The organism is Kitasatospora sp. NPDC057692 (assembly GCF_042799475.1).
Taxonomy (GTDB): Bacteria; Actinomycetota; Actinomycetes; order Streptomycetales; family Streptomycetaceae; genus Kitasatospora.
Window position 1 is genome coordinate 20,850 of the sequence record NZ_JBHVIV010000060.1, and the last position, 20,508, is coordinate 41,357.

15 protein-coding genes and 1 pseudogene are annotated in these 20,508 nt (G+C 71.8%); 10 read left to right on the forward strand and 6 right to left on the reverse strand.

Annotation, left to right across the window (positions count from 1 at the left end; genetic code table 11):
* Positions 1 to 4 precede the first annotated feature (4 nt).
* Positions 5 to 813, forward strand: a pseudogene (locus ACFVFS_RS28335) (IS5 family transposase).
* Positions 814 to 822: 9 nt separating this feature from the next.
* On the opposite strand, the gene ACFVFS_RS28340 reads toward ACFVFS_RS28335, so the two are convergent.
* Entirely contained in the window at positions 823 to 1,176 is a 354-nt protein-coding gene (locus ACFVFS_RS28340; protein WP_380627548.1) for a hypothetical protein, read from the reverse strand.
* A gap of 391 nt (positions 1,177 to 1,567) precedes the next feature.
* Here ACFVFS_RS28340 and ACFVFS_RS28345 point away from each other — a divergent pair, with 391 nt between their 5' ends.
* Together ACFVFS_RS28345 and ACFVFS_RS28350 are read left to right on the forward strand one after the other, a co-directional pair.
* Positions 1,568 to 2,710, forward strand: a complete 1,143-nt coding sequence (locus ACFVFS_RS28345) for a DUF418 domain-containing protein (protein ID WP_380627549.1) — start codon at positions 1,568 to 1,570, stop codon at positions 2,708 to 2,710.
* A 592-nt stretch (positions 2,711 to 3,302) separates the two neighbouring features.
* The gene (locus ACFVFS_RS28350; protein WP_380627550.1) at positions 3,303 to 4,313 is read left to right on the forward strand and encodes a hypothetical protein; all 1,011 of its coding nucleotides are present in this window, start codon (positions 3,303 to 3,305) and stop codon (positions 4,311 to 4,313) included.
* Between the two features lie 154 nt (positions 4,314 to 4,467).
* Here the strand turns inward: ACFVFS_RS28350 and aceE are convergent, their stop codons facing one another.
* From aceE to ACFVFS_RS28370, 4 genes are all read right to left on the reverse strand, one after another.
* Complete coding sequence (aceE, locus tag ACFVFS_RS28355) at positions 4,468 to 7,140, reverse strand: pyruvate dehydrogenase (acetyl-transferring), homodimeric type (RefSeq protein WP_380627551.1); 2,673 nt, start codon at positions 7,138 to 7,140, stop codon at positions 4,468 to 4,470.
* Between the two features lie 245 nt (positions 7,141 to 7,385).
* Positions 7,386 to 8,030, reverse strand: coding sequence for a GntR family transcriptional regulator (locus ACFVFS_RS28360; RefSeq protein WP_380627552.1), 645 nt, complete (start codon positions 8,028 to 8,030; stop codon positions 7,386 to 7,388).
* A gap of 237 nt (positions 8,031 to 8,267) precedes the next feature.
* A complete protein-coding gene (locus ACFVFS_RS28365) occupies positions 8,268 to 8,936 on the reverse strand; it encodes a GntR family transcriptional regulator (protein WP_380627553.1) in 669 nt (222 codons plus the stop codon).
* The gene (locus ACFVFS_RS28370; RefSeq protein ID WP_380627554.1) at positions 8,933 to 10,405 is read right to left on the reverse strand and encodes a chlorohydrolase family protein; all 1,473 of its coding nucleotides are present in this window, start codon (positions 10,403 to 10,405) and stop codon (positions 8,933 to 8,935) included. The genes ACFVFS_RS28365 and ACFVFS_RS28370 overlap by 4 nt, the downstream gene beginning before the upstream one ends.
* 325 nt (positions 10,406 to 10,730) lie before the next feature.
* Here ACFVFS_RS28370 and ACFVFS_RS28375 point away from each other — a divergent pair, with 325 nt between their 5' ends.
* The 6 genes from ACFVFS_RS28375 (at position 10,731) to ACFVFS_RS28400 (ending at position 17,915) form a co-directional block, all read left to right on the forward strand.
* A complete protein-coding gene (locus ACFVFS_RS28375; RefSeq protein WP_380627555.1) occupies positions 10,731 to 11,807 on the forward strand; it encodes an ABC transporter permease in 1,077 nt (358 codons plus the stop codon).
* Between the two features lie 82 nt (positions 11,808 to 11,889).
* A complete protein-coding gene (locus ACFVFS_RS28380; protein ID WP_380627556.1) occupies positions 11,890 to 13,611 on the forward strand; it encodes an ABC transporter substrate-binding protein in 1,722 nt (573 codons plus the stop codon).
* An 87-nt stretch (positions 13,612 to 13,698) separates the two neighbouring features.
* Positions 13,699 to 14,700: an ABC transporter permease gene (locus ACFVFS_RS28385; protein WP_380627557.1), complete on the forward strand. Its 1,002-nt coding sequence runs from the start codon at positions 13,699 to 13,701 to the stop codon at positions 14,698 to 14,700.
* Complete coding sequence (locus tag ACFVFS_RS28390) at positions 14,700 to 15,713, forward strand: ABC transporter ATP-binding protein (protein ID WP_380627558.1); 1,014 nt, start codon at positions 14,700 to 14,702, stop codon at positions 15,711 to 15,713. Before ACFVFS_RS28385 ends, ACFVFS_RS28390 begins: the two co-directional genes overlap by 1 nt.
* Positions 15,710 to 16,681: an ABC transporter ATP-binding protein gene (locus tag ACFVFS_RS28395; RefSeq protein WP_380627559.1), complete on the forward strand. Its 972-nt coding sequence runs from the start codon at positions 15,710 to 15,712 to the stop codon at positions 16,679 to 16,681. Before ACFVFS_RS28390 ends, ACFVFS_RS28395 begins: the two co-directional genes overlap by 4 nt.
* A 22-nt stretch (positions 16,682 to 16,703) precedes the next feature.
* Positions 16,704 to 17,915, forward strand: coding sequence for an amidohydrolase family protein (locus ACFVFS_RS28400; protein WP_380627572.1), 1,212 nt, complete (start codon positions 16,704 to 16,706; stop codon positions 17,913 to 17,915).
* A gap of 111 nt (positions 17,916 to 18,026) precedes the next feature.
* Here ACFVFS_RS28400 and ACFVFS_RS28405 read toward each other — a convergent pair whose 3' ends face one another.
* Positions 18,027 to 18,620, reverse strand: a complete 594-nt coding sequence (locus tag ACFVFS_RS28405; RefSeq protein ID WP_380627560.1) for a TetR/AcrR family transcriptional regulator — start codon at positions 18,618 to 18,620, stop codon at positions 18,027 to 18,029.
* Between the two features lie 106 nt (positions 18,621 to 18,726).
* On the opposite strand from ACFVFS_RS28405, the gene ACFVFS_RS28410 reads away from it, so the two are divergent.
* Positions 18,727 to 20,478, forward strand: a complete 1,752-nt coding sequence (locus ACFVFS_RS28410; RefSeq protein ID WP_380627561.1) for an amidohydrolase — start codon at positions 18,727 to 18,729, stop codon at positions 20,476 to 20,478.
* The last annotated feature ends 30 nt before the right edge of the window (positions 20,479 to 20,508 follow it).

Consider the following 20,508-nt stretch of genomic DNA (forward strand, 5'->3'; position numbering starts at 1 on the left):
CAGGATGCGCGCTGATCTTGTTCCTGATGACCTGTGGGAGCGGGTGGCTCCGCTGTTGCCACCTGCTCCCCAGCGATGCCACCGTTACCCCGGGCGACTCCGCATTCCGGACAGAGTCGCTCTCGCCGGCATCATGTACGTGCTGCGGACCGGTGTTGCCTGGCGTGACGTCCCCACCGAGACCGTGGGCTGCTCCGGCGTCACGGCCTGACGCAGACTGCGGGACTGGACCGAAGCGGGTGTCTGGCCGCGCCTGCGCTCCGCCCTGCTGACCGAACTGCGCCGCGCGGACCTGCTGGACCCGGACGACTGCGCCGTGGACGGCTCGCACGTCCGGGCGCTCAAAGGGGGGATCATGTCGGCCCCTCGCCCGTCGACCGCGCCCGTCCCGGCTCCAAACATCACCTGATCGTCGACCGCCACGGAACCCCGCTCGCCGTCACGCTCACCGGTGGCAACCGCCACGACGTCACCCAGCTCCTGCCGCTACTGGAAGCAGTCCCGTCGATTCGGGGTCTACGGGGACGCCCTCGACGTAAGCCCCGGCGCCTGTATGCCGACCGCGGCTACGACTTCGACAAGTACCGCCGTCTGCTGTGGAAGCGCGGCATCAAACCGCTGATCGCCCGACGCGGCGTCGCCCACGGATCCGGACTCGGGAAGACCCGTTGGGTGGTCGAGCGCACCTTCGCCTGGCTGCACCAGTTCAAGCGCCTGCGGATCCGCTACGAGATACGCGCCGACCTCCACCAGGGCCTGCTCCAACTCGCTTGCAGCATCATCTGCCTGCGACGACTCCGAACCGGATTCTGAAACGATCAGTTAGAAGGTGCCGCCGAGGTAGCCGATGAGGTGGTCCCGGTGCAGGGCGAGATCGACCAGTGCGGCGGCCGGCAGAGCGAGGTGGATGTAGAGGCCTCCCGTCAGCGCGCTCCGCAGGACGCGGACTCCGCCCCGGGACGGGGGCGGTGCGGCGCGGCGGGTGCGCGCTTCGCGACGTGCGCTCGCGCGGCCGAGCGCGATGCCGATCAGCGCACCGACCGCGACCAGGGCGGCGAGCGCCGCCACGACGCGTCCGTCGTACCCGACGCGGGCCAGCAGCCAGACGTCGAGCACCAGGGTGAGGCCGCCGTACAGCGCCGCCTGGACGAGGTCACTGTCCGTGATCCGTGTCACCTGGGGGTTCCCCGCATGGCTCCAGGATGCCGGTCGGAGCGGTCGGGGGGAACCGGTTCCACAAGCCGGGCACCGGGCTCGGGCCGGCCACAACGCGGACGGTGGATGAACCCCGCCCGACGGACGGCCTGATGAGGCATCAATGCCGGGAGCGGAGGCGCTTGTTGCCCTAGGGGATCGTCTCGTGCTCGCGGCGGACACCAGCGCGTTCGGGTACGTCCGGCGATGTACGCCGTTGTCCTCACTGGTCACGAGGTGTCGAGGTTCCGGTGTCGGCGACGATGAGGACGGAGTCCGCTGAGAGGTGTCCCAGGTGTCCGAGCACGTACCGGTCCGTTCGTCCGCCGCGGTTCGTCCGGACCGGCTTGCCCTGCCCGATGTCCTGAGGGGCGTGGCGATCCTGGGCACGTTGATGACCAATGTGTGGATCTTCGCGGCGCCCGGCGGTGAGTGGGGTGCGCTGACCGGTGCGACGTCCGGTGCGACGCTGCGGGACCTGTTGGACGATCCCTCGCCCGCGTTGGCGGCGCAGACGTTCTTCCGCCTCGCGGCGGACGGCAAGTTCCTCGCCCTGCTCACCGTGCTGTTCGGTGTGGGTCTGGCGATCCAGTACGACTCCGCCCGTCGGCGCGGGCGGCCCTGGCCGAAGAGCTACCGGCCCCGGGGGTGGTTCCTGCTGGCCGAGGGCACGGTGCACTTCGTGCTGGTGTTCGCCTGGGACGTCCTGATGGCCTACGCGCTGTGCTCGCTGCTGGTCGCTCGCCTGCTCGCCGCCTCCGACCGGGTGCGGCGGGTCGTCTTCCGGTCGGCCGTGGCCTTCCACCTGGTCCTGATGACCGTCGGGAGCCTCGCCCTGGCGCTGGGCGACGAGGCGTCGGCGACCGGGTTGGGCCCCGATGCCGCAGTGGTGGACCTCTACGCCCACGGGAGCTACCCCGAGCAGATCGCCTTCCGGCTGGCCAACGTCCTCGCCCTGCGGATCGAGCCGGTGATCAGCTTCGCCCTGCTGACGGTCCTCTTCCTCCTCGGCGTCCGCCTCTACCGGGCGGGCGCGTTCGCACCGGGCGAGGAGGGCCGGCGCCTGCGCGGCCGGCTGCTGGCCTGGGGTCTGGGCATCGGGCTCCCGCTCTCGCTGGCCGCCTCCCTGGCCGGATCGCAGGGCTTCCTGATCCAGCGCTACGTGGCCGCCCCCGCCCTGGCCCTGGGCTACGCGGGCCTGGTCGGCGTGATCCTGGACCGCTTCGCCCGTCCGCCGCTCATCGGGAGCCTCACCGCCGTCGGCCGCACCGCGCTGTCCTGCTACGTCGCGCAGAACCTCCTCTGCGCGCTGGCCTGTTACGGCTTCGGCCTCGGCCTCGCCGAGCGGCTGCGGGGCAGCGGGCCGTGGTGGGTGATGGGCCTGTGGGCGGGGGTCTGCCTGCTCCTGGTGCTCGGCGCCCGCCTCTGGCTGCACCGCTTCCCGACCGGCCCGCTGGAGTCCGTCCAGCGCCGAGTGCTGCGCCGCGCGGTGCCCGCCGCCGTGCCCCGGCCGTGATCGCGGGCACCCGGCGGGGCTCTCCCGGTCGGGCGGGCGAAACACCGTTCCGCGACGGCGGGTTCGGCAGGCCGGCGGACGGGTCCGCCGGCGGTCGCCGCGTCGGCACCCCACGGGTATTCACTCGTCCGGCCTATAGGGCGGGGTAGTTCGAGCCCGATATATTCTCCCGTGTCGGGAAACTTCCCCGCGATCCCACAGGACGATGCGGGGAATCGCTTTCGGCACCGCCGCCGTGCCGTTCGGCGCGGGCGTGTCAGCCGTCCCGATACGACAGGACCGACTCACCGACACCTCCGGCGACCTCTACACGGCCGCCGATGAGGACGGCCGCCTCGTCGGCGGCGGTCCGAAGGTGCTGTTTCCGGGGAATCGCACCGCCCCGACGACCACGGCAATTCCCGTCCGCCGGCGCAAGAGGCCGAAGGCAAAGGGTCAATTCGCGGCCCTTGGCCCGACGTTCCCTGCCCGACGGATCACCGCCGAGGACCGCCACCTCCGGGCAACGGAGGACCGGCGGCTCGCGAAGACCGCACGCGACGCGCCCGGGCCCGTTCGCCGTCCGGCGCACACCGTCCACTCGGGAGGAACCATGACCGCCGCCGCCGGCTGGAACGACATCCTGGTCCGGGACAACTTCCAGGACACCGGACAGACCCCCACGGCAGACCCCGTCTGGGAGTCCCCGGACATCATCCCCTTCGGTAGCGACATCCTCGACTTCCCCCTGCTGGAGTCCAGTTACGACGGTCCCGACCTCGGACTGAGCCACCCCATCGTGTACGGGCAGCTCAACCGCATCTACGTCCGGGGGAGGAACCTGAGGACCGGCTGCCCCGCCTCCGGGAACGTCAGGCTCTACTACGCCCCCGGCGGACTCCTCCTCGACCCCCGGGCCTGGACCCCGCTCACCGCCGAGGGGGGCGGCACCGTCGTGCCGTTCACCGTCCGCGGCGGCTCCAGGGAGGTCCCGCCCGGACAGATCTGCGTCAGCAGGTCCGCCTTCCTCTGGCCGAGCCAGAACCCGCCGGGCCACTACTGCACGATCGCCACCGTCGACACGCCCGCCCACCCCATGTCCGCCACCCTGCCCGCGTTCGGCTCGCTCGTCGACTACCTGAACTGGGTCAGGTACAGCCCCAACGTCGGCTGGCGGAACATCGACGTCATCCCGTGCCGGCAGACCAGGTACGTCCTCTCCAGCCTGGCCGTCTGCAACCTGAACAACACCCCGACGCGATTCGTCTTCGGGATCTCCGGCACCGACCTGCCCTCCGGTACCGCGACCTTCTCCAACACCGACCAGCAGGCCCCGTTCAGCCTGACGGCGCAGATCTACGCGCCCGGCACCGACGAGGGGTACACGCGCTCGGTCGTCCTGCCCGCCAACTACTCCGGCACGGTCACGGTCGTGGTCCAGCTCGACCAGCCCCTCCCGTGCGACGCCCGCATCGTGCTGCGCGCCTACAACCCGGTGACCGCCAGGGCCGGAGAGCGCGAGCGGCGACTCGCCGTCCCCCTCACCGGCGTGCCCGGGCTCCAGGACGCCCTGTTCCTCGAACTCGGCGCGTACACCTTCGTCGCCACCTCAAGCAGTCCGTAAACACGGGAGGAGGCACCCGTGTCGGGGTCCGGGCCGACCGCGGTCGCGCCCCGGCGCCGGCCGGCCCGGAACGACCGCGGGCGGTCCGACGGGCCCCGCCGCCCGCTCCGGCGTTCGGGATCGGGAGGCGGGGCCCGGCCGTGGACCCGGAAGCTCAGCTCGCTTGCGTCGGGCCGTCCTCTCCCGTCAGGCCGTAGTGCCGGGCGGCCAGTTCGGGCACATCGGGCTTGACGTCGCCGCGGGCGGCGAGCGTGCGCAGGGCGTGGACGACGATGGACCCGGGGTCGACGCCGAAGTGCCGGCGTGCGTTGTCCCGGTTGTCGGAGAGGCCGAAGCCGTCGGTGCCCAGGGAGGTCCACTGCTGCGGGACCCAGGGGGCGATCTGGTCCGGAACGGCGCGCATCCAGTCGGACACCGCGAGGACCGGCCCCGGTGCGTCGGCCAGCGCCTCGGTGACGTACGGGGTACGGCCCCGGGCCTCGGCCTCCATGGCGTCGCGGCGCAGCAGGGTCCAGGAGGGGGCGGACCACACGTCGGCGGCGACGTTCCATTCGGTGGCGAGCAGCTCCTGGGTGCGCAGGATCCAGTGGATCGCCGTGCCGGAGGCGAGGAGTTGCAGGCGCGGGGCGTCGGCGGGGGCCGCGGCGGCGGGCCGGTAGCGGTACAGGCCGCGCAGGATGCCCTCCTCGATTCCCTCGGCCTGCGGCATCGGCGGCTGGACCTTGGTCTCGTTGTAGACGGTGAGGTAGTAGAAGACGTCCTCGGGGGCCTCTCCGTGCATCCGCCGCAGCCCCTCGCGGACGATCACGCCGACCTCGTAGGCGAAGGCGGGGTCGTAGGGGAGGCAGGCCGGGTTGGTGGAGGCGATGAGGTGCGAGTGGCCGTCGGCGTGCTGGAGGCCCTCGCCGGTCATGGTGGTGCGTCCCGCGGTGGCACCCACCACGAAGCCGCGGCCCAACTGGTCGGCGAGCGCCCAGAACTGGTCGGCCGTGCGCTGCCAGCCGAACATCGAGTAGAAGATGTAGAAGGGGATCATCGGCTCGCCGTGCGTCGCGTACGAGGTCGCGGCGGCGGTGAAGGAGGCGAGCGAACCGGCCTCCGTGATGCCCTCGTTGAGGATCTGGCCGTCGGTGGACTCCTTGTAGTACAGGAGTTGGTCCCGGTCGACGGGCTCGTAGGTCTGGCCCTTGGGGGAGTAGATGCCGGCGGACGGGAACAGCGACTCCATGCCGAAGGTGCGGGCTTCGTCCGGGACGACCGGCACCCAGCGCGGGCCCGTCCCCTCCTCCCGCATCAGGTCCTTGACCAGGCGGACGAAGGCCATGGTGGTGGCGATCGGCTGGGTGCCCGAGCCCTTGGCGAGCGCGGCGAACGGCTTGTCCGAGGGGGCGGGGAGCGGCCGGGGTACGACCCGGCGGGCCGGGGCCGGGCCGCCGAGCGCCCGTCGGCGCTCCCGGAGGTAGGCGACCTCCTCGGAGCCGGCCCCCGGATGGGCGTACGGGACCAGGTCCTCACCCAGCCGGGCGTCGGGGATGGGAAGGCCGAGGAGGTCGCGCATGACGCGGAACTCCTTGCCGGACAGCTTCTTCATCTGGTGGTTGGCGTTGCGGGACTCGAAGCCGGGGCCGAGCGTCCAGCCCTTGACCGTCTGGACCAGGACGGCGGTGGGCGCCCCGCGGTGGTCGAGCGCGGCCCGGTAGGCGGCGTGGATCTTGCGCGGTTCGTGTCCGCCGCGCGAGGTGCCGACGATCCGGGCGAGGTCCTCGTCGCCGTAGGGGCGGGCGAGTCCGGCGAGCGCTCCGGTGAACAGGCGCTCGCGGATGTACGCGCCGTCGCGGGCGGCGAAGGTCTGCAACTGCCCGTCGGGCAGGGTCTCCAGGGCGTCGAGCAGGAGCCCGTCGGCGTCGGCGGCGAGCAGGCCGTCCCACTCCACGCCCCAGGGCGCCTTGACGACGTTCCAGCCCGCCGCGCGGAACTGGGCCTCCAGCTCCTGCATGATCTTGAAGTTGCCGCGCACCGGGCCGTCGAGGCGCTGCAGGTTGCAGTTGACGACGAAGGTGAGGTTGTCGAGTTCCTCGCGGGCGGCGAGCGCGAGGGCCGCCGTGGACTCCGGCTCGTCCATCTCGCCGTCGCCCAGGAACGCCCACACGTGGCTGCGGCTGGTGTCCTTGATCCCGCGGTGGTGCAGGTAGCGGTTGAAGCGGGCCTGGTAGATCGCCGAGAGCGGGCCGAGGCCCATGGACACGGTCGGGAACTCCCACAGCCAGGGCAGCCGCCGCGGGTGCGGGTAGGAGGGCAGGCCGCCGCCGCCCGCCTCCATCCGGAACCGGTCCAACTCGGCTTCGTTCAGCCGCCCTTCGAGGAAGGCGCGGGCGTAGATACCGGGGGAGGCGTGGCCCTGGACGTAGAGCTGGTCGCCGCTGCCGTCGGCCTCCTTGCCCTGGAAGAAGTGCTGGAAGCCGACCTCGTAGAGCCAGGCGGCCGAGGCGTAGGTGGCCATGTGGCCGCCCAGGCCGCCGCGTTCGTTGCCGCGGGTGACCATGACGGCGGCGTTCCACCGGTTCCAGGCCGTGATCCGTGCTTCTATCGCCTCGTCGCCGGGGTAGGCGGGTTCGGCGGCGGTCGGGATGGTGTTGATGTACGGGGTGGCGGACTGCGGCGGCAGCGGCACGCCGGCCCGGCGCGCGTGGTCGAGGACGCGGCGGAGCAGTCGCGCGGTGCGCCGCGGCCCGACGGCGCCGACCGCGCCGTCCACGGAGGCGAGCCATTCGGCGACCTCCTGCGGGTCGGGTTCGGGCAGCTGGTCGAGCTGGTGGTGCGGGGACATGGGTTTGCCCTTCCGTGGTGCGGGCCGACCGGAAGCGGGTAGCGCCTCAGGCGGTCGGCTTTGGTGGGGACTACTGCTGGCCCGTAATGCTCAATGATCGATCAAATATTACTGCCGCGATCCATGGCGCCTCTCCTGTGCGGAAGGGTGCGGGAAGCCGGCTCCGTCGGAGCGTGCCGGATCGCCCCCGGCCCCGCGTGCGCCAGGGGCGCGGTCTCGCGAGGGGCCGGGGGGCGGCGCTCGTATCAGGCGCTCTTCGGCTCGCGCGCGTAGTCCATGACGTGCCGTTCCATGAGGCGCCCCAGGTGTGTGTCGCCGCGGAGCAGGCCCTCGGCGATCTCCTCGTGGTCCTCCGCGTTGTCGTGCAGCTCCGTGCGCAGCCACCGCAGCGAGAGCCGGGTCCACACCTCCACGCCCAGCCCGTCCCAGTGCCGGATGAGCACGGGATTCCCGCACGCGTGGACGATGGCGCGGTGGAAGGCCACGCCGTGCAGGGCCTGGCCGTCGGCGTCCCCCTCGGCGGCCGCGCGGCGCATCGCGAGCAGGTGCTCCTCCAGCGCGGCGGTGTTCCCGGCCAGGCGGGGGGCGGCCAGCATGACGGCGCGGCGCTCCAGGGCGGCGCGCACGACGTACACGTCCCGGAGCTGCGCCACGGTGAGCTCCTGGACGCGGGCGCCCTTGTTGGGGCTGGAGGTCACGAGCTCCATGGCCTCCAGCTCGCGCAGCGCCTCGCGCACCGGCGCCTGGCTGGTGCCCAGCTCCACCGCGACCCGGCGTTCGACGATGCGGTCGCCGGGCTCCCAGCGGCCGGCCACCAGGCCTTCGAGGATGAAGGCGCGCACGTGTTCGTGCAGCGGGGCCCGCTCCAGGGGGAGGGACGCGGGGCCCATGGGGTTCGCAGGACTTGCGGGAACCGGCAACTCGACTCTCCTCAGCTTGCCAGGTGAGCAATGATCGATCATTTGCCATAGTACTCGACACGAGAGCGGCGTCCGCAGATCGCCCCTGCGGCCGGGAAACAGGCGGGCGCCCCGCGCTCCGGCGACCCCTCGCACACCGTGAGGAGTCGCCGGAGCGCAGGGCGCCCGGCGTGTTGTCGCCGATCCGCCGTTCACCGGCGGCCGGTCCTAGGCGGGCGGGAGTACCTCCGAGAGCGCCTGGAGAACCGGTTCGCGGCGGACGTCGATGTGGGCGTAGGCGAGCGCTTCGGCGAGTTTGGGCCGGCCGGAGTAGATGACGCGGCAGATCTCCCGGTGTTCCTCGCAGTGCAGACGCGGGCCGGCCTCGGTGGAGGTGAGGCGGAACAGCCAGTGCATGAGGCCGAGCGAGGGCTGGAGGGAGGCCTGCAGGAGCCGGTTGCCGGTCATGGTGATGATCTCGGCGTGGAAGGCGGTGTTCGCGGCGGCGATGTCGGCGGCGTCGTCGCGCCGCGTCGCGTCCTCGGCCCGGTCCATGACCTGCTGCAGCCCGGGATGCCGGTACCCCTGGGCGCAGCGCTCGGTGGCGCGGCCCGCGGCGAACACCTCCAGGCTCAGCCGCAGGTCGAACAGCTCGTCGACGTCCCGGAGGGTGAGCCGGCGCACGGTGGCGCCGCGCCGCGGTTCGGTGACGACGAGGCCCTCCGCGGCGAGCCGCACGAGCGCCTCGCGCACCGGGATCCGGGAGACGCCGAAGGACTCGGAGAGCTCGCGCTCGCGCAGCCGGCTCCCCTGCGGATAGTCGCCCGCGTGGATCCCGGCGCGGATGAACGCCTCGGCGCGGTCCACGTGTGTCGCGGCGGCGGGTTCGTCGGTCATGCCTGGATCCGGAAGTCGGGGAAGGTGGGCGGGAAGAGGGTGTCGGCGTTCCGGCGCAGGATGTCGCGTTCGCTGTAGGCCGCCCGCATCCTATCGAAGAGGTGCTGGGCCTGCTGCTTGAGGGCCGGGAGGTCGACGCCGGGGAGCGCGCGGTCCACGAGGACCGGCCGGCCCGCGACGACGGAGTGGGTCGCCTGCCGGGCGGTGCCGCTGAGGAGGAAGGTGCGCACGGGGTCGTCCTGGACGCCGTCGCGGAAGTCCGCGAGGTCGAAGGCGACGAGGTCGGCCTGGGCGCCGGGTTCGAGCCGCCCCAGGTCGGCGCGGCCCAGTGCGCGGGCGCCGCCGAGGGTCGCGGCCTCGACGTAGTGCTCGGCGGGGGCGGCGTCGAACCGCTCGTCGACGAGCTTCGCGAGGTGCACGCCGGTGTCCATCCCGCGGACCAGGTCGGGCGGGAAGGAGTCGGTGCCGAGGCAGAGGTTCACGCCGGCGGCCCGGTACGCGCCGAAGGAGTGCAGGACGGAGCCGTAGCGCAGTGAGGTCAGCGGGCAGTGCACGACGGACACGCCGGCCCGGGCCAGCCGGTCCAGATCGCCGCGGTCCTCGCCGTGCACGTCCGGATGGCGGTCGATGAGCATGGTGTGGGGGATGAGCAGCCGGGTGTCGAACAACCCGGTCTCCTCGATGAGTCGGATGGGCTCCATGCCGTGCATGCGCTCGACCAGCTCGCGTTCCACGGTGCCCTGCAGGGCGTGCAGCCGCACGAGGACGTCGCGGCGCCGGGCGACCTCCGCCGTCTCGCGGAGCAGTTCCGCGGTCAGGGTCTCGATGCGGCACGGCAGCAGGACGCCGGTGAGCAGCGGGTCGGCGAGCCGGTCGAGGTGGTCGAGGAAGCGGACGGCGTCGTGCAGGCCGGCGCGGCCCCGGTCCTCGTCGAAGGCCACGCCCCGGCCGCCGTCCGCCAGCGCCACGTTGACGCCGGAGCGGTAGGCGGGCCCGAGGTAGCCGCGCAGCCCGATGCGGCGCGAGGTCTCCGCCATCGCCACGAGTTCCTCGTACGGCTCGGCCCAGGAGCTGTGCACCTCGGAGGCGATCGGCATGTAGGTGGTGATGCCGTGCAGGGCCAGCTGCGCGAGGGCGAACTCGCGGACGGTGCGCCGCTCGTCGGGGGTGAAGACGTCGTGGCGGCGGTGGTCGAAGTAGTCCTGGGACCACTGCAGCCCGCCGCCCATGGCGGGGCCGTGCCAGGAGTCGAGGACGAGGTGGTCGATGTCGGTGAGCGCGTCCAGGTCGATCAGACCGGGCATGACGAGCGAGTCGCCGAGGTCCAGATCGACGTCGACCGGGCCTTCGTAGCGCCGGCCGACATGGACGATGACGTCGTCCTCCCACACCACCTCCCCGTCGTGCAGCAGCGCGTGGCCGCCGTTCTGGTGGGCGAGTACGTGACGGGCGCGCCAACGCGTGCGCATAGGACCTCCTGAGGCCGGTCGGAATGCGGACAACCTAGACGCTGGCATACCAAGTGTGGAAGACGTCGGTCGCTGCGACTTGATCGTGACCTGGCGTGCGAGGCGTCCGCGGCCCGCCGGAGGATGCGCACCTGACCAGTGTTTACGCAGGTGAAGCGGGTTTCTATCGGTCGGGGAAGCGCGCTGCGGGCCTCGCTCGGCACAGCGTGGGACATTTTGGTCGCCGTCAGGTCTGGTGGCGAATCCTGATTTCGGTATACCGTCCGGACACCCGCTCGGTATACCGTCCGGGTCACCCCCCACCCCATTGCGCCGGAGGACCGACGTGTTGGATCCCCATGAGCCGCCGAGCCGGACGCCCCCCGCCGCCGCGTCCGCGCCCACTGCCGAACAGGTGGCCACGCTCTCCCCACAGCCCGCCACGACAGGCTCCGGACCCTCCGCGGAGCAGACCGGCGCGCGCACCCTCCTCGGTACCGCCTGGCTGCGCATCCGCCGCAGCCGGGTCGCCGTGGGCGCGCTGGTCGTCGTGGCCCTGATCATGCTGTTCGCGATCCTGGCCCCCCTGCTGACCTCCCTGGAGGGCCAGGACCCGTACACCTCCCTGACCGGGCCCGACTACCTCGACGAGGTCGACACCCCGGGCCTGCCGCTGCCGTACTACCGGTTCCCGTCCCCGGACCACTGGCTGGGCCTCGAACCGGGCCTGGGCCGCGACCTCTTCGCGCGGATGGCCCACGGCGCCCGGATCTCGCTGGTCATCGCGCTGCTGTCGACGCTGGTGTCGGTGTTCCTCGGCACCGTGATCGGCGCCGCCGCCGGATACTTCGGCGGCAAGGTCGACATGGTGATCAGCCGGGTGATGGACCTGTTCCTGGCCTTCCCGCACCTGCTGCTCGTCCTGTCGCTGACCCCGATCCTGCAGTCGCGCCTCGGCGGCACCGCGCTGGACTCCGGAAGCCTGCTGCCGGTCGCCTCACTGGTGATCATCCTGGGCTTCTTCGGCTGGGCGTACCTGGCCCGCGTCGTGCGAGGCCAGGTGCTGTCCCTCCGCGAGCAGGAGTTCGTGGAGGCCGCCCGCGCCTACGGTGCGTCCCGGCGCAGCATCATCTTCCGCCAGATCATCCCGAACGTGATGGGTGTCGTGCTGGTCTACGCGACCATGCTGATCCCCACCAACATCACCGCGGAAGCGGCCCTGTCCTTCCTGGGCGTCGGCGTCAAGGACCCGACCCCGTCCTGGGGGCAGATCCTCAACGCGGCCCAGGCCGGCAACTGGTACCTGTCCGACCCCTGGTTCCTGGCCGTCCCGGCGGGCGCACTCGTGATCACGGTGCTGGCCTTCAACCTGCTCGGCGACGCCGTCCGTGACGCGCTGGACCCCAAGTCCTCCCGCCACTGAACCCACCTCTCCCACCCGCTTCGACTCCCCCCTCGAAGCGTTCGACGTCCCTCCCACCCCCACCCTCCCCGAGGAGACGCAAGTGCAGCGACGTATCGCAGCCGCGATTGCCCTGACCCTGGCCACCGCGACGGCCCTGACCGCCTGCAGCGGCAGCAAGCCCGCCCCCGGTTCCGGCGCCACCCGCGCGGCGGCCGGCACCTTCGACCCCGTGCACGTCGGCAAGGGCTTCGACACCAAGGGCGGCAACGTCAACGTCCTGATGTCCACGGACTTCCAGACGCTGGACCCCGGCAACAGCAACTACGTGCAGACCGCCAACGTCGGCCAGCTGTACTACCGCACGCTGACCATGGCCAAGGAGTCGGCGGGCGCGCCGCCCACGATCGTGCCGGACCTCGCCACCGACCTCGGCACCCACTCCGAGGACGGCCTGACCTGGACGTACACCCTGCGGGAGGGCCTGAAGTTCGAGGACGGCACGCCGATCACCAGCAAGGACATCAAGTACGGCGTCGAACGCACCTACGCCCGCGACGTCTACACCCAGGCGCCGCAGGAGCTGAACTCCGCGCTCGCCGACGACACCTACAAGGGGCCCTACGGCGGCGCCGAGTTCAAGGGCATCGACACCCCGGACGACCGGACGGTCGTCTTCCACCTCAAGCAGCCCTTCGCCGAGTTCCCGGCACTGGTCTCCCGGTCGAACACGGCGCCGGTGCCCAAGGGCGCGGACACCAGGCTCGACTACACCAACCACCCCGTCTCCTCCGGCCCGTACAAGATCAAGTCGTACCAGCGCGGCCGGTCGCTGCAACTCGTCCGCAACGAGCAGTGGGACCCGGCCACCGACCCCAACCGGCCGGCCCTGCCGGACACGTTCACCTTCACCCTCTCCACCGCCCAGGCCACCATCAGCCAGCAGCTGATCGCCGACTCCGACCCGACGGCCATCACGCTGGACAGCAACGGCGGACTCCAGGTGTCCGACGCCGCGCAGCTCAACACGCCCGAGGTGAAGAAGCGCACCGCGTCCGGCCTCCTCGGCTGCACCGACGTGCTGGACCTCAACACCACGACGATCACGGACCCGCAGGTCCGCAAGGCCATCGCGCTGTCCATCGACCGCAGCGCCATGCACCTGCAGTACGGCGGCAGCCGGTTCGGCGCGCTCGCCCAGTCGTACATCAACCCGGCCCAGCGCGGCTACGTCGAGCAGCACACCGACCTGGACCCCTCCGGCAAGCCGAAGCCGGACGAGGCCAAGAAGCTGCTGGAGGGCAGGACCGTCCCGAAGAAGCTGGTGTACGGCTACGCCGACAGCAGCCCCCGCTACAAGAACATCGGCACGACGCTGCAGCAGAACCTCAAGCAGATCGGCATCGAGCTGGAGCTGCGCCCCATCCCGGCGGCCAACTACTTCACGACCCTCGCCGGCGAGCAGATGCCCGACATCGCCCGCAGCGGCTGGTGCGGCGGCGCCGACAGCGGCTCGGTCCGCACCACGATCGACCCGAACCTCGGCCCGAGCGTGGACGGCACGACCTACGGCTTCTCCAACATCCCGCGCTACTACAACCCGGAGGTCTCCCGGGCGATGTACGAGCTGCGGGGCACCAACGGCACCAGCGAGGAGCTGGGCAAGAAGTGGGCGACCCTGTTCGACCGCGCCATGCAGGACTACCCGCTGGTCCCGCTCGTGCGCACCTACACCAACAGCGTCGTCGGCTCGAAGATCCGCGGCGCGCAGGTGGGCTACTTCTTCGGCGGCATCGACCTGTCGACCGTCGGCGTCGAGCACTGACGCCCCCCTCACCCGACGCGACCACCCGCTCCCGCCGCCCCTGAGAGGTACCACGGTGAGTTCCCTGCGAGCCGACAGGCCACACCCATGACCGGATTCCTGCTGCGGCGCTCCGCCGCGATGATCGCCCTGCTGCTCGTCATCAGCTTCGTGACGTTCAGCCTGTTCCAGCTCGGTCCCGCCGACCCGGCCGCGGCGGCCTGCGGCCAGGAGTGCACCCCGGCCCGGGTGGCCGAGGCCCGGGTCGCCCTGGGGATGGACAAGCCGTTCCTCACCCAGTACGCCGACTACATGTCCGGCCTGCTGCACGGCCGGATGATCGGCGCCCCCGGCACCCAGACCCTCTGCGAGTGGCCGTGCCTCGGCAAGTCGTTCCAGACCAACGAGAACGTCACGGCCGTCCTCGCGCGGGCCCTGCCGTACACCCTGTCCGTGGCGGGCGGCGCGATCGTGCTGTGGACCGTGGCCGGCGTGGGCCTCGGCCTGCTGGCGGCGCTGCGCAAGGGCAGGTTCACCGACAAGCTGATCGTGGGCGCCGCCTCGGTCGGGGTGTCCCTGCCCATCCCGGTGACGGGCCTGTTGCTGCTGCTGGTCTTCGTCAGCACCCTGCACGTGCTGCCGTTCACCACCAACGCCATCACCTCGCCGTTCGGCGCCGCCGGCCCGGGGGCCTGGTTCCTCAACTACCTGCTGCCCTGGGTGGCGCTGGCCGTGCTGTTCAGCGCGCAGTACATCCGCGTCACCCGGAGCAGCATGCTGGAGACCTTCGGCGAGGACTTCATGCGCACGGCGCGGGCCAAGGGCCTGGCGCGGTTCGGCATCGTCCTGCGTCACGGCGCGCGGGCCGGCCTCACCCCCGTCGTCACCATGCTCGGACTGGACATCGGCCTGCTCCTCGGCGGCGCCGTCCTGACCGAGCAGATCTTCTCCGTCCCCGGGGTCGGATTCACCGCGGTGCACGCCGCGCAGTCGGGAGACCTCCCGGTGATCATGGCCATCACGATGGTGGCCGCGTTCTTCATCATCGTCTCCAATGTGGTGGTCGACGCCGTCTACGCGGTCATCGACCCGCGAGTGAGGGCTGTCTGATGACCACACCACCCACCGCGCCCCTGCTGGACATCCGCGATCTGCGGGTGACGTTCCCGACCGACGACGGCCTCGTCCACGCGGTCAACGGCATGGACCTGACGCTGTCGCGCGGGGAGACCGTCGGCATCGTCGGTGAATCCGGCTCCGGCAAGACCGTCACCAGCCAGGCGCTCATGGGCCTGCTCAAGGACACCTCGGCCGCCGTCACCGGGCAGATCCTGCTCGACGGGCAGGACCTCAACGCGCTGAGCGAGGCGCAGATGCGGGCCTACCGGGGCAAGAAGATCGCGATGATCTTCCAGGACCCGCTGTCCGCGATGCACCCCTTCTATCCGGTCGGCGTGCAGATCGCCGAGGCCTACCGGGTGCACAACACCGTGACGAAGAAGGCCGCCGCGGCCGTCGCCGTCGACATGCTGGGCCGGGTCGGTATCCCCGACCCCCGCAAGCGCTACCACGCCTACCCGCACGAGTTCTCCGGCGGCATGCGCCAGCGCGCCATGATCGCCATGGCCCTGGTCTGCGAACCGGAGCTGCTGATCGCCGACGAGCCCACGACCGCGCTGGACGTGACCGTGCAGGCGCAGATCCTCGACCTGCTCGGCGAGCTGCAGTCCGAGACCGGGACCTCGGTGATCCTGGTGACCCACGACCTCGGTGTGGTCGCCGAGGTGTGCCACCAGGTGGTGGTGATGTACGGCGGGCTCTGCGTCGAGCGGGCCACCGTCGCCGACCTGTTCAACGCGCCCCGGCACCCCTACACCCAGGGCCTGTTGGACTCGATGCCGTCGCTGACGGGCGCCGGCGAGCGGCTCCGGCCGATCCCGGGCTTCCCGCCCTCGCTGCTGGCCCTGCCCGAGGGCTGTCTGTTCGCCGACCGGTGCCCGCACACCGGCCTGGTGGCCGACGATGCCTGCCGCACCCGCCGGCCGGACCTGGCCGGCCCCGGGGCGCACCCGTCGCGCTGCCACCTGACCCACCCGCAACCGGCCCGAGAGGTGCTCCGATGACGCAGTTGCTCGAGGTGACCGACCTGACGAAGCACTTCCCGGTCCGCTCCGGCCTCCTCCGCTCCGGCGTCGGCGTCAAGGCCGTGGACCGCGTCAGCTTCTCGGTCGACGCCGGCCAGACCCTCGGCCTGGTGGGGGAGTCGGGCTGCGGCAAGTCCACCACCGGACGCATGCTCATGCGGCTGCTGGAACCCACCTCCGGCAGCATCCGGCTGGACGGCCGGGAGATCTCCGAACTGCGCCGCTCCGAGCTCCAGGAGTACCGGCGGCAGGTGCAGATGGTCTTCCAGAACCCGTCCTCCTCGCTCAACCCGCGCCAGTCCGTGGGCAGCGCGATCGCCGCCCCGCTGCTGGCCCAGCGGATCACCCCGCGCGGCGGGGTCAAGGCCGCGGTGCGGGACCTGATGGACCGGGTCGGCCTGCGCCCCGACCACTACAACCGCTTCCCGCACGAGTTCTCCGGCGGCCAGAAGCAGCGGGTGGGCATCGCCCGGGCCCTCGCCCTGGGGCCGCGGCTGATCATCTGCGACGAACCGGTCTCCGCGCTGGACGTCTCGGTGCAGGCCCAGGTGATCAACCTCCTGGAGGACATCCAGCGGGACACCGGCGTGGCCTACGTGTTCATCGCCCACGACCTGTCCGTGGTCAAGCACTTCGCCCAGCGGGTCGCCGTGATGTACCTGGGCCGGATCATGGAGCAGGGCGACACCCGCGAGGTGTTCGACGCTCCGCGGCACCCCTACACCCAGGCGCTGCTGTCGGCGGTCCCGCAGGCGGACCCGGCCGCGGACCGCAGCGGGCGGATCCGCCTGACCGGCGACCTGCCCAGCCCCACCGACCCTCCCTCCGGCTGCGTGTTCCGCTCGCGCTGCCACCTGCGGCCGCGCCTCGACCCGGAACGCGGGCGCCTGTGCGCCGACAGCGTGCCGACCGGCGCCGTCGCCTGCCACCACACCACCGCGAACTGACGACAGAAAGGTGACGACTACCGTGCTGATCCGCAACGTCCGCCCTTGGGGCGGCGAGCCCAGCGACGTGGACATCTCCGGCTCCCGCATCGCCGCGATCCGCCCGCACGACCCCGCGGCCGAGCCGGCGGGGGAGGTGGTCGAAGGCCGCGGCAGGCTGCTCCTGCCGTCCTTCAGCGATGTGCACGTCCACCTCGACTCGACCAGGATCGGCCTGCCGTTCAGGCCGCACAGCGGCGGCCCGGGCGTGTGGGCGATGACCATGAACGACCGGGAGAACTGGCGTTCGGCCGAGATCCCGCTCCCCGAGCGCGTCGCCGGCACGCTGGAGCGGATGATCGCCCGCGGGACGACCCGGGTGCGCTCGTACGCGCAGGTCGACGTGGACTGCAAGCTGGAGAAGTTCGAGGCCGTGATGGCCGCGAAGGAGAAGTTCGCGGACCGGGCCGACGTCCAGATCATGACCTTCCCGCAGGCCGGCATCCTGCGCGAGGAAGGCACCGTCGACTACCTGGAGGCCTCGCTGAAGGCGGGTGCGGAGGTCATGGGCGGCATCGACCCGTGTTCCCTGGACCTCGACCCCAAGCGGCACCTGGACATCGTGTTCGGCCTGGCCGAGAAGTACCAGGTCGAGGTGGACATCCATCTGCACGAGCCCGGTCATCTGGGCGTGTTCTCCACCGACCTGATCATCGAGCGCACCCGGGCCCTCGGCATGCGGGGCAAGGTCACGATGTCGCACGCCTACGAGCTCGGCTCGGTCGGCGAGTCCGTCAGCCGCCGCATCATCGACGAGTTCGCCGAACTCGACATCGCCATGGCCACCGTGGCGCCGTCCGGCCGCGGGCACCTGTCGCCGGCGGACCTGGTGGAGGCGGGGGTGCGGATCGGCCTCGGCGAGGACGGGCAGCGCGACTACTGGAGCCCGTACGGCAACTGCGACATGCTCGACCGCACCTGGCAGCTGGCCTTCACCAACAACTTCCGGCGCGACGACCTGATCGAGATGTCCCTCGCGGTCGCGACCCTCGGCGGGGCCTCGATCATGAGCCACGACGTGCCCCGACTGAAGGGGATCACCGACCGGCCCGGCCTCGCGGTCGGCGACCGCGCGGACCTCCTGCTGGTCGACGGCGAGACCCCGACCAGCGCGGTCATGGACCGGGGCACCGACCGCACGGTCCTGCACGACGGGAGGGTCGTCGCGGACCAGCTGTCCTTGACGGAGGCCTGACCGACCGAAGGAGCGCGGCCCCGCCGAGGCCCTGTCCGGACCGGACACGCCCCGGCGGGGCCGCGCGCTGTCCGGCGCGGTCGCGGCCGGCCGTGGCGCCGGCGCCGGTGGTCAGCCCTCCGGGAAGAACCGCGCGACGGCCGGCCGCAGCCGGGCGGTCTCGAAGTCGTCGGTGGGCAGAGCGAGTTGCTCCAGCAGTAGGCCGTTGACGAGGGTCAGCAGATCGGCGGCGCCGGCCTCGGGGTCCGCGGCGCCGGCTCCGCGCAGTTCGCCGGCGAAGGCCGCCCGCTGGGCGGTGCCCCACGCGTCGAGGCTGGCCCGCAGCTGGCCGCGGCGGGCGACCTCCAGGAAGAACTCGTACCGGGCGATGCCCGCGTCCCGGTCGTGGGCCAGGGAGCCGGTCACGTACCGCACGATGCGGGTGATCCGCTGCGGGACGTCGGCGTCCGGCAGCTCGTGGAACAGCGCGCGCACCTCCTCGACCTGGCGGGCGGCCAGACGGCGCAGGGCCTCGTCGAGCAGCTGGTCGAGGGTGCCGAAGTAGTAGCGGGCGATGCCGTGGGTGGTACCGGCCTCCGCCGCGATGGCCCGGTGGGTCAGGGCGCGCGCGCCTTCCCGCGCCAGCAGCCGGGTCGCGGCGTCCAGGAGGGCTTCGCGGCGGGCGATCCCCCGGTCCATCTGCGGTTCACGCACGGGCGTTGTCACGGAGCCCATCGTACCGGCGCGGGCGGCGGAAGGTTTTCTCCACATGGAGAACTTCTCTGTTACGGTGTGCCCACCGAGCACCACCGTCGAACTGCGGAGGGAAGCTGTGACCAACACGATCATCACCGGTGGACGGGTGCGGACGCTCGATCCGGGCGCACCCGAGGCCGAGGCCGAGGCACTGGTCCTGTCCGGCGGGCGCGTGCTCGCCGTGGGGGACCGGGACGCCATGGTGCAGGTGGCGGGGCCCGGCGCCCGCCACCTCGACGCCGAGGGCGGCGTGATCATGCCCGGCCTCATCGACACCCACCCGCACGTCATGCACTTCGGGATGCTGGCCGGCGGGCTCGTCGACCTCACCGACGCCGTGGACCACGCGGACATCGTGGCGCGCATCCGGGCCACGGCCGCGACCACGCCGCCGGGGGAGTGGATCATGTGCACCCCGGTCGGCGAGCCGCACTACTTCATCCGCCGCTCGGAGCGGGACCTCGCCGAACGGCGCCTGCCGGACCGGTGGACCCTCGACTCGGCGACCGACGCCCACCCGGTGCTGATCCAGGCATGGGCGCCGCGCATACCCAACGTGGTCGCCTTCAACACCGCGGGCCTGCGCGCGGTCGGACTCACCGACTTCATCCCCGACCGGGTCAGCGACGTCGAGATCGACAGGAACGAGGCCGGCGAGCTCACCGGGATCCTGCGCGGACCCGTCACCAACTACTACACCTACGACCCCTTCTGGGGTCAGATCCTGACCAAGCTGCCGAAGCTCAGCCTGGAGAACGCCGTCGCGGGCACCACCGCGGAGCTGGCGCGCTACACGGCGCAGGGCGTGACCGCCGTGTACGAGGGCCACGCCATGGAGCCGGAGCACATCGGGGTCTACCGGCACCTGCACGAGACCGGCGCCCTGCCCCTGCGCGTGCTGGCGACGCTGGACGTCGAGTCGGCCATCTTCTATCCGTTCGACCCCCTGTCGCACGACGAATTCGCCGCCCGCCTCGAACGCTTCGCCGCCGAGGTCGCGGACGAAGGCCATGACATGCTGCGGCTCGACGGGCTCACGATCAGCCCCGGCGGCCCCTGCTTCTCGGGCCACTTCGCCACCTACGAGCCCTACCGGGACCCCTTCGGCCGCCCCACCCGCGGCCATCGGTTCGTGTCCCTGGAGAAGGAGGAGACCTTCGTCAGGTTCTGCGCCGCCAACGGCATCCGGGCGAACGTGTGCGTCGGCTCCTACCGCGAGCACGACGACTTCCTCGACATCGCGGAACGCGTCGTGCGGGAGCACGACTTCCGCGACCGGCGCTGGATCCTCCAGCACGCCATGACGATCACGCCGCAACAGGCCCGCCGCTACGCCGACCTCGGCTTCCGGGTCACCACCAGCGCCGGATTCGCCTGGGGCAAGGGCGCGATGTACGGCGAGCGCATGGGCACCCACGTCTGGCGCGACCTCGAACCGCTGCGCCGCCTCCTCGACACCGGGCTCGACCTGGCGGGCGGCTCGGACTGGGGCCCGAAGAACCCGTGGGAGCAGATCGAACTGGCGCAGACCCACCGCTTCGCGGGCAGCGACCACCGCAACGACGGGCCGGACCAGAGGATCTCCCGCATCGAGGCGCTGCAGATGTGGACGACCGGGGCGGCGAAGGTGCTCGACTGGTCCGGGATCGGCTCGCTCACGCCGGGCAACCACGCGGACCTGGTGATCGTGGACCGCGATCCGGTGACCTGTTCGGAGGACGACCTCCCCGGTACCAGGGTGCTGCGGACGCTGGTGGGCGGCCGGACCGTCCACGACAGCGGCGAGCTCGCCGGCCCGGCCGAGGAGACGCCGGCGGCGACGTCGTGAGACCCGGCCCGACGGACCGGGTGCTCGCCC

Excerpts from the sequence above, each read along its gene's own strand:
- ACFVFS_RS28365 (WP_380627553.1), bottom strand. The coding sequence starts at position 8,936 with ATGACCGACGAACCCGCCGCCGCGACACACGTGGACCGCGCCGAGGCG.
- ACFVFS_RS28370 (WP_380627554.1), bottom strand. The coding sequence starts at position 10,405 with ATGCGCACGCGTTGGCGCGCCCGTCACGTACTCGCCCACCAGAACGGC.
- ACFVFS_RS28360 (WP_380627552.1), bottom strand. The coding sequence starts at position 8,030 with ATGGGCCCCGCGTCCCTCCCCCTGGAGCGGGCCCCGCTGCACGAACAC.
- aceE (WP_380627551.1), bottom strand. The coding sequence starts at position 7,140 with ATGTCCCCGCACCACCAGCTCGACCAGCTGCCCGAACCCGACCCGCAG.
- ACFVFS_RS28395 (WP_380627559.1), top strand. The coding sequence starts at position 15,710 with ATGACGCAGTTGCTCGAGGTGACCGACCTGACGAAGCACTTCCCGGTC.
- ACFVFS_RS28390 (WP_380627558.1), top strand. The coding sequence starts at position 14,700 with ATGACCACACCACCCACCGCGCCCCTGCTGGACATCCGCGATCTGCGG.
- ACFVFS_RS28350 (WP_380627550.1), top strand. The coding sequence starts at position 3,303 with ATGACCGCCGCCGCCGGCTGGAACGACATCCTGGTCCGGGACAACTTC.
- ACFVFS_RS28385 (WP_380627557.1), top strand. The coding sequence starts at position 13,699 with ATGACCGGATTCCTGCTGCGGCGCTCCGCCGCGATGATCGCCCTGCTG.